Genomic DNA, 14430 nt, shown 5'->3' on the forward strand with positions numbered 1-14430 from the left:
GCCATGACAAGTGGAACGGCGGCCGGAGCCGCGGGAGTCGACCTCTCGGGGCGGGTGGCCCTGGTGACCGGGGGCGGTGGCGGCATCGGGCGGGCCTGCGCGGTGGCCCTGGCCGCCGCGGGGGCCCTCGTACACGTCGTGGACGTCGACGCGCGCTCCGCCGCCGAGGTGGCGGAGCTGGTCGGGGGGCGGGCGCACGTCGTCGACCTCGCCTCCCCCGACGCCGTCGGGGGACTGCCGGACGCCGTGGACGTGCTGGTCAACAACGCGGGGATGCAGCACGTGGCCGCCCTGGAGGAGTTCCCGCCGGAGCGGTTCGAGGCCATGCTGCGGCTGATGGTCAGCGCCCCGTTCCTGCTGCTGCGCCGGACGCTGCCGCACATGTACGGGCGCGGCTGGGGCCGGGTCGTGAACATCTCCAGCGTGCACGGACTGCGGGCGAGCCCCTTCAAGTCCGGTTACGTCGCGGCCAAGCACGCGCTGGAGGGGCTCAGCAAGGTGACCGCGCTGGAAGCGGCGGAGCGGGGCGTGACCAGCAACTGCGTGAACCCCGGCTACGTGCGCACCCCGCTGGTGGAACGGCAGATCGCGGACCAGGCGCGGGCCCACGGGATCCCGCCGGAGCGGGTCGTCGCCGAGGTGCTGCTGCGCGGGTCCGCGATCAAGCGGCTGATCGAGCCGGAGGAGGTGGCCGCGGTGGTGCTGTGGCTGTGCGGGCCGCACACCGCGCACGTCACCGGGGCCTCGCTGCCGATGGACGGCGGCTGGACCGCGGCCTGAGGCGGGCCGCCGGGACGGCCGGTCAGCGGACCCAGTCGGCGGTGAGGTTCCCGACGGCGGATCCGTCGAGGTCGGAGAGCTTCGTGGAGACGAAGTCCCGGGCCCAGTCGGAGGTCTGCACCCGCAGCGGGGGCCGGTCGGCGCTGAGCGCGTCGATGATGGGCCGGGCCGCCTCGGCGGCGGTCTGCGCCTGCGCGAAGGACTTCGTCGTGCGCTCGATGTAGGTCCGCAGCGCCGGGGCGTAGGGTCCCGCCGCCGCCAGCATCGCCGGGACGTCCACGCCGATGCTGTTGACGAACTCGCTGGCGACCGCTCCCGGTTCGACGACGGTGACGCCGACGCCGACGGTCGCGGCGACCGGGGCGAGGGACTCCATGAAGCCCTCGACGGCGAACTTGGCCGCGCAGTAGGCCTCGTTGAAGGGCTGGCCGACGATGCCGCCGACGCTGGTGACCGTGATGACGCGGCCCCGGGAGGCGCGCAGGTGCGGCAGGGCTGCGCGGGTGACCTGGACGACGCCGAAGAAGTTGACCTCCATGGTGTCGCGGACGTCCTCGACGGTGCCCTGTTCGATGGTGCCGACCCGGCCCGCGCCCGCGTTGTTGACGACCGCGTCGAGGCGGCCGTACCGGGCGAGCAGCTCCGTCAGGCAGGTGTCGACGGAGGCGGCGTCGGTGACGTCCAGGCGCTCGACGGCGATCAGGTCCCCGACCCCCGCCTCGGCGGCGGCCGCGCGCAGCGGTCCGGCCTTGCCGGTGTCGCGCATGGTGGCGATCACCTGCCAGCCGGCGGTCGCGGCGGCCACGGCGGCGGCGAGACCGATGCCGGAGGAGGTACCGGTGACGAGGACCGTCCGGGGGGTGTGCGTGGTGCTCATGAGGGTCTCCAGGGGTGGGGAACGCGCACGCCGTGATTTATGTGCGTGCACACACACCATAGAGATATGTGCGCGCACACGCAAACGGGTAGGCTCGCCCCATGGCTCGTACCGACCTCACCCTGGGTGAACTGACCCCTCGCGATCATGCCTTCTACGGCCTGATCTGGGCGGGCACCACGCTCTCCGCCCGCATCGACCAGGCCCTGACCCGGGCGCACGGGCTGCCGCTCTCCTGGTTCGAGGTGATGCTGTGGCTCAGCGTCCAGCGCGAACCGGTCGCCGCCTCCGATCTGGGGGCCAAGACGCTGCTCAGCCGCAGCCAGGTCTCCCGGGTGATCGACCAGCTCCAGGCCAGGGGTCTGGTGGAACGCCTCCCCTCCCCCACGGACGCGCGGTCCGTGTGCGTGGCCCTCACCCCGGCGGGCCGTACGGCCTTCGCGCGGGCCGACGCCACCCGCCGGGAGGCCCTGCGGGAGGCCTTCGACGAGCGGCTCGACGACGAGGACATCAGGGCGCTGGAGACGGTCTGGGCCAAGCTCAAGCACAAGGGCGGGAACGGACCCCGGTAACGGGCGCCCCGGTAAGGGGCCCCGGGGCGGGGCCCGCTCAGCGGTCCAGGCCGTCCTCGCGCACCCGGCGGGCCAGGTCGCTCTTGGTGTAGGAGGGCCGGCCCGCCCGCCGGTACTTCTCCTTCACCTGGTCGAGGTAGTACTTCGCGGTGTGGGGGCTGATGCGGGCCCGCCGCGCGACCGCCTTGAGCGTCAGCCCGGAGGCGTAGTCGAGGAGCACCTGCCGCTCCCGGGGCGCCAGCCGCGGCCGGTCCCGGGCGGTGTCGCACGCCCAGGCGAAGGCCAGTTCCGGCGAGTGCGCCGTGCCGCCCGCGGCCACCGTCGCGATGGCGGCGACGAGGGTGTCCAGGTCCTGGTCCTTGGTCAGGTAGCCGTCCGCGCCGGCCGCCACGGCCGCCACGATCCGGTCGCGGTCGGCCACCGTACTGATCACCAGCACCCGGCTGCCCGCAGCCCGCAGCCGGCGCACGTTCTCCTCCGGTTCGGAGGCGTCGCGCAGCAGCAGGTCGAGGAGCACCACGTCGGGCGGGCCGGCGGGGAGGGCGAGCAGCGCGTCCACCGTGGCCACCGCCGCGACCAGCCGCAGCCGCTCGACCCCGGCCAGCCAGGAGCGCATCCCGTCCAGCAGCATCCGGTCGTCGTCGACCGCCGCCACGGTGATCACGCCGGCCAGCGCAGTGCGACGCGGGTGCCCTCGCCGGGGACGCTCTCCACCTCGGCCGCCGCGCCGATCCCGGCCGTCCGGGCGCGGACCGAGCGGCGCAGCCCCGTCCCGGCGGTCCCCGCCGCCCGGGCGGGGTCGAACCCGGCGCCCCGGTCCACCACCGTGACCACCAGGCCCCCGCCGCCGGTGCCGACGGCGGTCAGGAAGGCGGCTCCCGTCCCGGCGTGGGCGCGTACGTTGTTCAGCGCCTCCCCGACGGCGGCCGCCAGGGCGTCGGCCACGTCCCGGGGCACCGCGGGCAGGGCGTGGTACTGGGCGGTGACCCTCAGGCCCAGGCTCTCGGCGGAGCGCACGGCCCCCTCCAGAACGGTCCCCATGGCCGTCGCGCCGGGCGCCGCCGCGCCGGGGCGGCGCGCCGCGGCGTCCTCCTGCTCCTGGCGGACGAGCCCGCGCAGGTAGGCGGCCTCACGGGCACAGCGCTCGCGCACCGCGGCCGCGTTGGCGTCGACCCGTCCGGCGGCGATGGTGGTCAGGGTCGCCAGGACGGTGTCGTGCAGGGCCGCGTGATGGGCCGCCCGCTCGGCCTGGCGGGCCCGTTCGGCCTCGGCGGTGACCGCCCGGCGCTGGGCGGCGTCCAGCAGGGCGCCCTGGCGGCGCAGGTACCACCAGAACGTCCAGGCCATCACGGCCGAGGAGAGCACCGCGTTGAGGTGGCCGGCCAGTTCGGCCGACCCGGAGTCCGCCACCGGCAGGTGCAGCGCGACGGAGGTGGCGAGCAGCAGGGTCACCGACGCGGCGGCCCCGCGCGGACCCAGCCCCACCGCGGCGGCGGCGCTCGCCGAGCCGCCGAGCAGCATCAGCCAGCCGCCCTGGGAGACCGCCGGGCCGCCGAGGACCCACAGGGCGGAGCCGGGCAGGAGGCAGCCCGTCACGAGGACGTCGCACCAGACCCACCGGCGGCTGAACCAACCGCGCGCGCGGGCCGTGCCGTAGAGGGTGAGACTGACCGCGAAGGCCGTCGCGAGGATCCCCCAGGCGGCGGGGCTGCCCGGCGAGTGCCGGGCCACGGCGAACGTCCCGGCGCTCAGGTGGCTGGCCCGGTAGAGGCCGGTGGCCAGGACCATGAACCGCTGGGCGCGCTGACGTCCCGAGCCCGCACTCACCCACAGCCTCCGCAGTGAACACCCGCCAGAACGGGCGGGTACCGGGTATTCAGTGGATCTCGCTAGGTTCATCCCGTCAAGGCGGTCGTGAGCCAGGAGGAATCGTGGCTCGAACCGGCCCGGACCCGACGGGGGTCCTGCGAAGAGGCCGGCGCCGCCCGTGGCACACGGCACCCGGCACGGCGGACTTCAGGACCCGCCGTGCCGGCCGCCGTACCGCACCCGCCTGGCCGGCACCCGCCCCGGCCGCACGGGGACGGGCCGGTCACGCGGTCACGAAGTCCCGTGCCCGGGGGACCTTGGGCCCGGCCGCCCGACGGCCAACGGCACGGGCCGCGGCACGGGGGCCGTGCCTAGCCTGGGGCGCATGACACAGCAGCGCATCCTCGATCTCGACCGCGACCGGCTCGCCGCCCTCAGCGGCCGTTCCCTCACCCGGGCCGTGGCTGCCGCCGAAGGGCGGACCATGGTCGCCGAAGTCTTCGCGGAACGCGCCGCGCTGTCGCCCGCCCCCGGCTCCGGGGTGCACAACGCCGAGCTGGTGGCCGCCTTCGGCGCGGACATCGTGATCCTCAACCTGATCGAACGGGCCTGGGACGGCGAACGCCTGCGGCTGCCGGAGCTGGGCGAGTTCGCCTCCTTCACCGAGCTGGCCCGGGTCATCGGCCGCCCGGTCGGGGTCAACCTCGAACCCGGTGACGTGCCGGAGATCCGGCGGGCCCGCCCCGACACCGCCAAGCGGCTGGTGGACCTGGGCGCGGCCCTGCTGTGCGTGACGGCCAACCCCGGTACCGGCGGGTCGTACGCCGCCATGGCGCGGGTCACCGAGGAACTGCGCGCCGGGCTCGGGGACGACGCCGCGATCTGGTCGGGCAAGATGCACCACGCCGGGCACCCCGAACGCGTCACGACCGGCCGGCTCACGGCCCTGGTCGAGGCGGGCGCCGACGGCGTGGTCATGCCGCTGCCCGGCACCCTGCCCGGGGTGACCCGCGAGCTCGCCGCCGAGGCGGTGGCCGCCGTACAGGACGCCGGCGCGGTCGTGATGGGCGCGATCGGCACCAGCCAGGAGGGCTCGCACGCCGACGTCGTGCCCCAGTTGGCGCTGAACGCCAAGGAGGCCGGCTTCGACGCGCACCACTTCGGGGACTCCTACATCCCGGGCATGTGCGATCCCGAGCTGCTGTACGCGTACTCGGTGGCGATCCGGGGACGGCGCCACACCTGGAACCGCATGGCGCTGGGCGGCCGTCAGTCCCGCTGAAGGGGGCGCGGACGGCAAGAGCGGGGCGGGAAACCGGGCACGGAAAACCGGTGGCGGAGGCGGTGCGGTTCCGGTGTACTTCCGGTGCACCCGATCCCCGAGCCGAGAGGCACCACCATGGACACGGACGCCCTTCCCCCGCACCCGGACAGCACCCGCATGTCCGTCACGCTGGCGCCGCCGTGCGTCACCGCCGTCGCCGAACTGACGGCGGCCTCCGGCGTCAGCAAGTCCGACGTCATCAACCGGGCGATCCTGCTGCTCGGGCTCGTGGAGAGCGAGCGCGCCAAGGGACACGACCTGATGATCCGTGACACCGAGGGCAACCTGGAGCGCGTGTACATCCTCTGAGCGCGGCGCGCGAAGCCGGGCCGGCCTCCCGCCCGGGGGCCCGGCTTGACTCTCTTGTACGGATTGAGAAGAGTCGGGCCCATGAACGACACCCTCTTCGCCCTGCCCGTCATCGACCGGCTGTCGCCGTCCCTCACCCGGCGTCTGATCGGCGAGGTCCCGGTCCTGGTCGTCGACCACCCGCGGGTCCGCGGCGCGGTCAGCCTCCAGGGCGGACAGCTGCTGGCCTGGCAGCCGGCGGACGGTGCGCCCGGGCTGTGGCTGGGCGAGCGGAACGCGTGGACCGCGGGCACGGCCATTCGCGGTGGTGTGCCCTTGTGCTGGCCGTGGTTCGGCACGGTCGCCAAGCCCTCGCACGGTTTCGCCCGCGTCCTCGACTGGGACCTGGTCTCGCACGAGACGACCGGGGCCGGCGTCGTCCTGGTGCTGCGGCTGGAGGCCTCCGACGTCACGCGCGCGCTGTGGCCGCACGAGTTCACCCTGACCACCCGGATCTCGCTCGGCGCGACCTGCTCGATCGACATCGAGACGACGGGTGAGCACGACAGCACGGCCGCCCTGCACACCTATCTGGCGGTCGGCTCCCTGGGCGGGGCGACGGTCTCCGGGCTCGGCGGGCACTACCGCGACAACCTCCTCGCGGTGAACGTCGACGACGCCGGGGGCGAGGTGACGCCGACGGGCCACATCGAGCGCGTGTACACGGCGCCCGAGGGGGTCAGCGCGGTCCGCGACGAGACCCTCGGCCGGATCGTGCGGCTCGCGCACCGGGAGGCGAGCGACGTCGTGGTGTGGAACCCCGGGGCCGAACTGGCCGCGGGCATGGCCGACCTGGCGGACGAGGACCACCTGCGCTTCGTGTGCGTGGAGACCGGCCGCGTCGGCACCCCGCTGGAGAGCGCCCCGGGCCGGCCGGCCCGCCTCGGCGTCACCCTGAGCGTCTCCCCAATGGGTTAGAGCGGTCCTCGACGGCGTGGGCGGCGGCCATCCGGCCGAGGTCGGTGGTGAGCGAGTCGAGCCAGGCCGTGGCCGTGAAGAACAGCGGGGGCGCGTCCCGGGCGGCGTCCGAGGGCTGCGGGCCGCCGCCGGAGCGCCCGCCACCGCCCGCGGCCGCCGGGGCGCCGCGGTGGCCGCCCTTCGGTACGTCGAAGCGGGCGGCCGCCCGCGCGAAGCCCTCCGCCACCCAGGCACCGTACGCCCGGACGCGGTGGCCGGCGGCCTCGTCGGGCTGCGGGCCCGCGGCGGCGTCCAGGACCCGGCGGGCGCCCCAGAGCACGTGGTGGCCGGCCATGAGCGCGCTCTGCCAGTCGGGGCTGGGGCCGGGCGGGCGCTGGGCCTCGCCCTGGAACTGGGCGTACGCCGTCTCGGCCAGCAGCAGCGCGTGCTGGACGTCCTTGCCCGCCTCGGCGGCGGGCGGGGGCGCGCCGGCGGCCGTCACGGCGCGCGTGACGGCGGCGACCTCCTCGGCGGCGGACCTCAGCATCCGGGCGACCGAGCGGCCGAGTTCGTCGTGGGCGCCCTTCGGCCAGGCCAGCAGCCCGCAGGTGATGCCGATGACGCTGCCGATGAGCACGTCCAGGAAGCGGACCTCGGCGAGCTGCCACGTCGCGGGGGCCAGCTGGGCGAAGGCCGCGGCGACGACCAGGGTGAACAGCGCCTGGGTCCAGCCCACGCCCCGCACCGGGCCGATGCAGAACGCGGCCAGCATCAGCGGCGGCATCAGGATCGCGCACGGGAGCGTCGCCCCGGCCGCGAGGGCGAGGACGATCCCGGCGGCCACGGCGCCCACCAGGGTCCCGATCAGGGCGGTGCGGACGGTGGCCCGGGTCTGGACGGCGGTGGTGCGGGTCAGCGACAGGACGGCGAGCATCGCCCAGAAGCCGTGGGGCAGGGTGTCCAGTCCGGCCACGGTGCGGGCCACGGCCAGCGCCAGGCTGATCCGTACCGCGTTCTGGAAGTGGACGGACCGCGGGCCCGCGTGTCCGGCGAGGCGGATCCACCACAGCCGCGGGGAGCTCGTGGTGGCGTACCAGAACCGGCCCTCGTCGGAGTCGGGCACGGCCCCCCGTCCCCGTACGGCGATCCGGGCCGCCCGGCCCAGGACCAGGGCGGCGTCGGCGATCTCGATCAGGGCGGCGTGGCGCATGCGGTCGGCGGGGGCGGGGGGCTGCACGGCCGCGGCCCGGGCACGGGCCGTGCCCAGTGCCACGGCGGCCGCGTCCTCGGGGGCGGGGGCGGGACCGTCGGGCGGGACGAGGAGGGCGGCGGTCTCCCGGGCGGAGTCCTCCACGGCGCCGAGCAGCGCCGGTCCGCCGGGACCGGGCGGGCTGCCGGGGCCCGGGGCGGGCAGGGCCCGCAGGCGGGCCAGCAGGGTGCGGACGGCCAGCCCGGTGTGCGCCAGCGCGCGCTCGCGCAGCTCGGGCCCGGCCGGGCGCTCGGCCTCGGGGACGCGGGAGGGGCGTACGGCCTCCCCCGCGGCGAGCGCCTGCCGGACGACGTCCGGGGGCAGGACGTGCGGCGCCGCGCGCAGGGCGCCGGCGCAGCGGGCCGCGGTGCGGACGGCGGCCGCGGCCCGCTCCCGGTAGCCGGGCACGGCCGGGTCGGGCAGTACGTACGCCTCGGCCAGCACGACCAGCACCACGCCCACGACGGTGCCGGTCAGCCGTTCACCGAGGGTGTCGGGGGCGTACGGGGGGAAGCAGGGCAGGATGTAGAGCAGCTGGAGTCCGGGGGACGCGCCGGCGGGGCGTGGTCCGGCGGCGGCGATGAAGGCCAGGCAGAAGCCGATGACCAGGGTTCCGGCGACGGCGCTCCAGGTGCGGACGGCGAGGAAGGTGCCGATGGTGACCAGGGCGCAGGCCATGGGCAGCAGCCGGGCCATCACGGCGGCCCGCTGCCGGCCGGTGCCGGGGATGTGGGCCAGGGCGGCCACGGACACCGCGGAGAACAGGGCGTACGTGGCGCCGACCGGGCGGTCCAGGGCGTAGCGGAACACGTAGAAGCCGACGCAGACGGCGAGGGTGACGCGGACGGCCCGGCGGGCCGCGCCGGCCAGCGGATCGGTGCCGTGGCGCAGCCGGTCCAGGACCCGCGCCGGGGCGGTGGCGCCCTCCGGCGCCGGCTGCCCGGTGGCCCCGGCCGTGCGGTCGCTGCCCTGACCGTCGTCGCCCTGGCCGTGGCCGTCACCGTGTCCGGCGTCCCGGCCGTCGTGCGTCCGTGTTCCCATCGCGACTCCGCCCGACGCGCTCCTGGCTCCCCGCGGTCTCGGTAACAGGGTCCCACCGCGGGCCCCGGACGGCAGCCCCGGACGCTGGCCCGCCCGGCCTCCCCGTGGGGGGGCCGGGCGGGCCGGTGGCCGGGCGGGGGCTCAGCTCACCTGGAGGGTCACGTCGTCCACGACGTAGGAGGTCTGCAGCGACTGGTCCTCCGTACCGAGGAACTGCAGGGTGACGGTCTGCCCGGCGAACCGGGAGAGGTCGTAGGACTTCTGCACGTATCCGGCGTTGGCGTCGACGTTGGAGAGGGTCTCCAGGGTCTGGCCGCCGACCGACACGGTGAAGCGGTCGTAGACCACGTTCTCCGTCTCGTCGGTGTCGATGTGCAGGAAGAACGAGAGCCGGTACGAGGAGCAGCCGGCCGGAACCGCCAGGGACTGCGCGGCGCTGTCGGTGTGGGAGGATCCCCAGCCGTTGAGCCAGGCCATGTAGGAGCCGGAGTGCGCGACCTCACCGGCCTGGTTGGTGATGACGCCCGCGGTCGCGTTCCACGGGCTGCTGCCGTTCTCGAAGCCGCCGTTGGCGACGACCTGGCGCGGGGTGCAGGTGCCGCCCCCGCCGGTGACGGTCAGGGTGTAGGTGGTGGTGTGGCTGACGGTGCCGGAGCCGGTGACCGTCAGGGTGTAGGTGCCGGGCGCGGTGCTCGCGCCGACCTGGACGGACAGGGTGGCGGAGCCGCCGGACTGCACGGAGGACGGGCTGAGCGAGGCGCTCACCCCGGCCGGGGCGCCGGAGACGGACAGGGCGACGGTCTGGGCGGCGCCGCTGACGGTGGCGGTGCTGACGGTGGCGGTGGTGGAGCCGCCGGGGGCGGCGCTGCCCGCGGCGGGGCTGGTGGCGAGGGAGAAGTCCTGGGCGGGAGCCTCCCCGCCGACGGCCTGCTTCCACACCGTGTACGCGACGCCGTCGGCGCTGCGGTCGAGGACGGTGGCGCTGATGTTGTTCGTGGTGTCGCAGGCGCTGTGGTAGCAGGAGTCGTAGGCGGCGTTCGCGGTGCCGCCCCACTTGGTGGCCTGCTGTGCGGTCTTGCGGGCGCTGGCGCCGGCCGCGTAGCCGGAGGTGGCGATGCCGGCCTGCTGGAAGGAGTAGTCGTCGCTGCGGCCCTGGCCCTCGGTGTTCTCCTCGGGGGCGAGGTTCAGGGAGGTCCAGTAGGCCTTCAGGGGGGCGGCGGCCGCGGAGTTGACGTTGTTGATGAAGTAGCCGCCGTTGGTCGAGCCGACCATGTCGAAGTTGTAGTAGGCCTTGATGGCGCTGCGCTGGGCGCTGCTGAGCTGGTTGACGTAGAACTTGGAGCCGTTGAGGCCCTGTTCCTCGTCCGTCCACCAGGCGAAGCGGACGTGCTTGGTCATCGCCGGGTTCTTCTGGGCGAGGACGAGGGCGTTCTCCAGCAGCGTCGCGGAGCCGGAGCCGTTGTCGTTGATGCCGGGGCCGGCCGAGACGCTGTCGAGGTGGGCGCCGAACATGACCGTCTGGTCCGCGGGTCCGCCGGGCCAGTCCGCGATGAGGTTGTTGGACGGGTAGGTGCAGGAGGAGCAGTTCTGCTCGGTGACGGTGTAGCCGGCGGCCGTCAGCTTGCCCTTGATGTAGGCCAGCGACTGGGTGTGGCCGCCGCTGCCCGCGCGCCGGTTGCCGCCGTTCTGGGAGGCGATGGTGTTCAGCTGCGTCAGGTGCGCCCGTACGGCGGCGACGTCGATGTCCGGCGGGTCGGTGCCGGGTGTGGTCCCGCCGACGTTGAGCGCGTAGTCGACGGTGTGGGAGAGGGTGGCGCCCTGTCCCTTGACGACGACGGTGGAGGCGCCGGGCGCCGCGTTGGCGGTGGCGGTCAGGGTCAGCACGGAGGACTGGCCGGACTGCACGGTCGCCGGGTTGAAGGAGGCGCTCACCCCGGCCGGCAGGCCGCTGGCGCTGAGGGTGACCTGCTGGGCGTTGCCGGTGGAGGTGGCGGTGGCCACCGTGGTGGTGACGGAGGCGCCCTGCTGGACGGTGCCGCCGGACGGGTTCAGGGCGAGGGTGAAGTCGCCGTTCTGGCCGCTGGGGGTGCAGGTGGGGTCGCCGCTCTGGGCGGGGACGCTGATGGCGTCCCAGGCGGCCTTGGTCCTGGTGAACAGGTCGCAGGTGGTGTCCAGGGACTTGGCGGAGCTCAGGGTGGCGGTGCGGTACTTCTTGTAGGACATGCTGCTGGTCTTGAGCAGCATGCCGCCGTAGAAGATCTTTCCGGCGTTCTGGATGCCGACGCCGGTCAGGGTGCTCTGGTTGCAGGTGCTGCTGGAGGGCTTGCCGCCGCCGGGGTTGGTGCCTTCGGCGAGCAGGTAGAACCAGTGGTTGAGCGGGCCCGCGGCGGCGTGCACCTCGGTGCCGGGTATGGCGGAGCTGTAGCAGGCCGGGTCGTTGTTGACGGCCGGCGGGTTGTACATGTTGCGGATCGGGCCCCGGCCCTGGAGGTTGATGACCTCGCCGACGGTGTAGTCGGGGGTGTCGTACGGGGACGGCTCGTTGACGTACGCCTCCGTCAGGGCGCCGAAGATGTCGCCGGTGCCCTCGCCGAGGCCGGCTTCCTGGCCGCTGGTGCCGCCGGGGGTGTTGGAGTCGATGGCGTGCCCGTACTCGTGGGCCACGACGTCGATGCCGGCGATCCACTCGTTGGCGCTGTTGTGCCCGATGGTGACCGAACTGCCGTCCCAGTAGGCGTTGAGGTCGCTGAGGCCGACCTTGCCGGGGAAGCTGCGTCCGTTGCCGCTGACGCCGTTGCGGCCCAGCCACTGGCCCAGCATGTCCCACTGCTTCTGGGCGGCGAACATCAGGTCGACGCAGCCGGTCTCCTTGCTCGTGGGGTTGCCGGTGCCCCAGGCGTCGGAGGATTTCGAGAAGACGCTGCCCGAGCTGTAGTCGGCGCAGCTCAGGCCGGTGCGGTTCGGGTCGCGCAGGGTGTAGGTGGACCCGGACGCGGTGGTGTCGATGGTGACCGGGCCGGGGCCGTTCCACTTGCTGTTGCCGGTGCCGGCGACCACGTCGTCGTAGGTGTCGACGACGGCTCCGGTGCGGGCGTCCACGAAGACGTGCAGCCTGCTGGGCGCCTTGTCGGTCCGTCCGGTCAGGACGGTCTCCCAGGCCAGGACCGGCTTGTCGTCCTTGAGGCGGACCACGAGGCGGCCGCCCTGCGCCCCGTCGACCTTGGCGAGCCGGGTCCGGGCGGTGGACTCGGCGTCCTTGGCGCTGACCGTGGGGCGGGTCGCGACGTCGATGCGGACGGAGGAGGCGGACTGCACGGCGCGGACCTTGCCGGCGCCGTCGGCGAGGACGACGGCGTCCGCGCCGACGACGGGGATGCCGCGGTAGCTGCGCTCGTAGGCGACCGAGTAGAGGTCATTGATCCACGGGGTGACGAGTCGGCGTTCGTACTGCTCCTGCGAGGAGTTGACCAGGGAGTCGAGGCCGCTGGCGACGGCCCGGTCGGCCGCGGCGACGGCGCGCGCGGCGGGGGTGTCCTGCGCGGCCGCTCCGGGCGGGCGCTGCGGCTGGGCGGCCGAGGCCGTCCCGGTCAGGGCGCCGGCGAGGCTCGCGGTCAGCGCCATGGCCGCCACGCTCGCCGTCCATCTGGTGGGGGGCAACGTCCACTCCGTTCGTGGGGGGGGTGTGGGCTCGTTCGCCGCCGAGTATGGGCGTGGACATGACGGGATAGGGACATCCCGGCAGGCATAAGGTCCGGGTTATGGTGCGGTGGCGGGAGGCTGCGTACGCTGCCCGGATGCAGCTGGAGTTGAGGCACCTGCAAGCCCTCTGCCGGATCGCGGAGGCGGGCAGTCTGGGGGGCGCGGCGCGTCGGCTCGGGGTGTCCCAGCCCGCCCTGTCGGCGCAGTTGCGCCGCATCGAGGCGGTCACCGGCGGCGAACTCTTCGTACGCGGCCGGGCCGGCGTGCAGCCCACGGCGCTCGGGCAGTTCGTCCTGGCCAAGGCGCGCCGGGTGCTCAGCGAGATGGACGCGCTCGGCGCCGAGGCCCGCGCCCTCGCCCCGGGGGCCCCGCTGCGGCTCGGCTGCATCCTGCTCGTGCTGCTCGACGGGCTGCTGGCCGAGACGGACCTGGCCATGTCGGGGCGGGAGATCACCGTGGACCTGGAGGACTCGGTGACCGCGCTGTCGCGGATGCTGGGCGCCGGCCGCTACGACGCCATCGTCTTCGGGGAGGTCAACGACCACGAGGTGCCGCTCCCGCAGGGGGTCCTGGCGCGGACCCTGATTCCGAAGGAACCGTTCTGCATCCGGCTCTCGGCGCGGCACCCGCTGGCCGCGCTGGACCGGATCGACCTCACCGATCTCGCGGGCGAGCCGTGGATGACGTTGGTGGAGGACGACGACGGGGGGCCGGAGGCCCTGGTGGCCGCCTGCGCGAAGGCCGGGTTCAGCCCGCTGCTGCGCTACCGGATCACCGACCGGAAGCTGCACTACGACCTCATCGCCGCGGGCCGGGCCGTCTCCCTGAGCCAGCCCACCGCCCCGGCCGTCGCGGGTACGGTGATGCGTCCGCTGGCCGGGTCACCGGTCACCGGCCGGATCCGGCTCGCCTGGAACCGGGCGGCGCTCTCGGGCCGCCAGGCGGAACTCCTCTACCGCGCGGCGGCCCGTGCGTACGTGGCCAACGTGGGCAACCACCCCTTCCACGAGGCCTGGTGGAACGACCACCCGGAGCTCCACCCGGCCCTCGACTGACCCGGCGGCGTCAGATCACGCGGCCGCCGGTGGGGCCGCCCGTGCCGTGGACGCCGTAGCCGTAGTAGGCGCCCAGCTGTTCGCGGTAGCGGGGGTCGGTGAGGTGGTTCTCGCGGATGAAGAGGGGGGCCGCCTTGATCTGGGCCCGGGTGCGGTCGACGAAGACCGTGCGGGCTTCGGCATCGACGCTCACGACGGTGCTCGCGGGAAGGAGGACCTCCTTGCCGAAGATCCACACCCCGGTGTCGACGACGAGGTAGGCGTCGCCCGCCTCGTCGTTGTGCGCGTCGACCTTGCCGACGCTCCCGTCGGTGGCCTCCACCTTGAATCCGGTCAGGTCGAGGCCGTCCCTGCGGCCCGCCGGCGACTTGTAGCTCCACACATGTCCGGTCACGTGAACGCAGCTCCTCCGGTCGGTGGCGGGCGGCGGCGCGGGCCGCCGCCGTCCGCCCGTCTGCGTCGTCGTGTGCCCCGCCCCCACGCGGTTCACACGTGCCGCCCGCCGGGCCCGTCGGGGCCGTCGCGCGGGGTGGGGCCGCAGACGGGGCCGGGACGATACCAGGAATGTGCGCCCGCGCATCGTGCCCCCGCCGCCGCGCCGCGAGGTGCACGCCGATGCGCGGGGATTTTCCCATTGCTTCGCGGACATTTTGCAGAACCGATACGGCACGGGCCGTGCCCCAAGGGTGAAACGCGTGGGGCATCGGAGAAAACTGGTCGGCCGTCAGACCCAGGATCCTCCGTCACCGAAAGCAGGACGACCTCACCAGGTACGAGAC

At 74.5% G+C, this 14430-nt stretch carries 12 protein-coding genes; 6 read left to right on the top strand and 6 right to left on the bottom strand.

The window, feature by feature from the left end; all coding sequences use genetic code 11:
• Positions 1-3 precede the first annotated feature (3 nt).
• Positions 4-780, top strand: coding sequence for a 3-hydroxybutyrate dehydrogenase (locus ACGFXC_RS06050; protein ID WP_393709962.1), 777 nt, complete (start codon positions 4-6; stop codon positions 778-780).
• Positions 781-802: 22 nt separating this feature from the next.
• On the opposite strand, the gene ACGFXC_RS06055 is transcribed toward ACGFXC_RS06050, so the two are convergent.
• On the bottom strand, positions 803-1657 hold the full coding sequence (locus ACGFXC_RS06055; RefSeq protein ID WP_393709964.1) for an SDR family NAD(P)-dependent oxidoreductase: 855 nt from the start codon (positions 1655-1657) through the stop codon (positions 803-805).
• A 101-nt stretch (positions 1658-1758) separates the two neighbouring features.
• Between ACGFXC_RS06055 and ACGFXC_RS06060 the strand changes: the two genes are divergently transcribed.
• On the top strand, positions 1759-2229 hold the full coding sequence (locus ACGFXC_RS06060) for a MarR family winged helix-turn-helix transcriptional regulator (RefSeq protein WP_393709966.1): 471 nt from the start codon (positions 1759-1761) through the stop codon (positions 2227-2229).
• Between the two features lie 37 nt (positions 2230-2266).
• Here ACGFXC_RS06060 and ACGFXC_RS06065 read toward each other — a convergent pair whose 3' ends face one another.
• Entirely contained in the window at positions 2267-2893 is a 627-nt protein-coding gene (locus ACGFXC_RS06065; RefSeq protein ID WP_393709968.1) for a response regulator, read from the bottom strand.
• Entirely contained in the window at positions 2890-4056 is a 1167-nt protein-coding gene (locus ACGFXC_RS06070; protein WP_393709970.1) for an ATP-binding protein, read from the bottom strand. The genes ACGFXC_RS06065 and ACGFXC_RS06070 overlap by 4 nt, the downstream gene beginning before the upstream one ends.
• A 367-nt stretch (positions 4057-4423) precedes the next feature.
• Between ACGFXC_RS06070 and ACGFXC_RS06075 the strand changes: the two genes are divergently transcribed.
• The 3 genes from ACGFXC_RS06075 to ACGFXC_RS06085 all read left to right on the top strand — a co-directional run bounded on the left by ACGFXC_RS06075 (position 4424) and on the right by ACGFXC_RS06085 (position 6628).
• Positions 4424-5320 carry a hypothetical protein gene (locus ACGFXC_RS06075; protein WP_393709971.1) on the top strand — a complete coding sequence of 299 codons (897 nt, stop codon included), beginning with the start codon at positions 4424-4426 and terminating at the stop codon, positions 5318-5320.
• Positions 5321-5437: 117 nt separating this feature from the next.
• The gene (locus ACGFXC_RS06080; RefSeq protein ID WP_393709972.1) at positions 5438-5671 is read left to right on the top strand and encodes a hypothetical protein; all 234 of its coding nucleotides are present in this window, start codon (positions 5438-5440) and stop codon (positions 5669-5671) included.
• 81 nt (positions 5672-5752) lie between these two features.
• Positions 5753-6628 (top strand): D-hexose-6-phosphate mutarotase, encoded by an 876-nt coding sequence (locus ACGFXC_RS06085; protein WP_393709973.1) that lies wholly within the window; start codon positions 5753-5755, stop codon positions 6626-6628.
• On the opposite strand, the gene ACGFXC_RS06090 is transcribed toward ACGFXC_RS06085, so the two are convergent.
• Positions 6600-8897 carry an FUSC family protein gene (locus ACGFXC_RS06090; protein ID WP_393709974.1) on the bottom strand — a complete coding sequence of 766 codons (2298 nt, stop codon included), beginning with the start codon at positions 8895-8897 and terminating at the stop codon, positions 6600-6602. The genes ACGFXC_RS06085 and ACGFXC_RS06090 overlap by 29 nt on opposite strands.
• A gap of 141 nt (positions 8898-9038) precedes the next feature.
• Positions 9039-12518, bottom strand: coding sequence for a M28 family peptidase (locus ACGFXC_RS06095; protein WP_393710909.1), 3480 nt, complete (start codon positions 12516-12518; stop codon positions 9039-9041).
• A 173-nt stretch (positions 12519-12691) separates the two neighbouring features.
• Here ACGFXC_RS06095 and ACGFXC_RS06100 point away from each other — a divergent pair, with 173 nt between their 5' ends.
• Entirely contained in the window at positions 12692-13651 is a 960-nt protein-coding gene (locus tag ACGFXC_RS06100; protein WP_393709976.1) for a LysR family transcriptional regulator, read from the top strand.
• A 10-nt stretch (positions 13652-13661) separates the two neighbouring features.
• Here the strand turns inward: ACGFXC_RS06100 and ACGFXC_RS06105 are convergent, their stop codons facing one another.
• Positions 13662-14045, bottom strand: coding sequence for a PRC-barrel domain containing protein (locus ACGFXC_RS06105; protein ID WP_393709977.1), 384 nt, complete (start codon positions 14043-14045; stop codon positions 13662-13664).
• Between the last annotated feature and the right edge of the window lie 385 nt (positions 14046-14430).

It is taken from the genome of Streptomyces sp. NPDC048507, from assembly GCF_043199995.1.
In the GTDB taxonomy this organism is placed as follows: domain Bacteria; phylum Actinomycetota; class Actinomycetes; order Streptomycetales; family Streptomycetaceae; genus Streptomyces.

What these genes read in the sequence shown, in the direction of transcription:
- ACGFXC_RS06050 (WP_393709962.1), top strand. Translation starts at nt 4, where the DNA reads ATGACAAGTGGAACGGCGGCCGGAGCCGCGGGAGTCGACCTCTCGGGG.
- ACGFXC_RS06055 (WP_393709964.1), bottom strand. Translation starts at nt 1,657, where the DNA reads ATGAGCACCACGCACACCCCCCGGACGGTCCTCGTCACCGGTACCTCC.
- ACGFXC_RS06060 (WP_393709966.1), top strand. Translation starts at nt 1,759, where the DNA reads ATGGCTCGTACCGACCTCACCCTGGGTGAACTGACCCCTCGCGATCAT.
- ACGFXC_RS06075 (WP_393709971.1), top strand. Translation starts at nt 4,424, where the DNA reads ATGACACAGCAGCGCATCCTCGATCTCGACCGCGACCGGCTCGCCGCC.
- ACGFXC_RS06080 (WP_393709972.1), top strand. Translation starts at nt 5,438, where the DNA reads ATGGACACGGACGCCCTTCCCCCGCACCCGGACAGCACCCGCATGTCC.
- ACGFXC_RS06085 (WP_393709973.1), top strand. Translation starts at nt 5,753, where the DNA reads ATGAACGACACCCTCTTCGCCCTGCCCGTCATCGACCGGCTGTCGCCG.
- ACGFXC_RS06090 (WP_393709974.1), bottom strand. Translation starts at nt 8,897, where the DNA reads ATGGGAACACGGACGCACGACGGCCGGGACGCCGGACACGGTGACGGC.
- ACGFXC_RS06095 (WP_393710909.1), bottom strand. Translation starts at nt 12,518, where the DNA reads ATGGCGCTGACCGCGAGCCTCGCCGGCGCCCTGACCGGGACGGCCTCG.
- ACGFXC_RS06100 (WP_393709976.1), top strand. Translation starts at nt 12,692, where the DNA reads ATGCAGCTGGAGTTGAGGCACCTGCAAGCCCTCTGCCGGATCGCGGAG.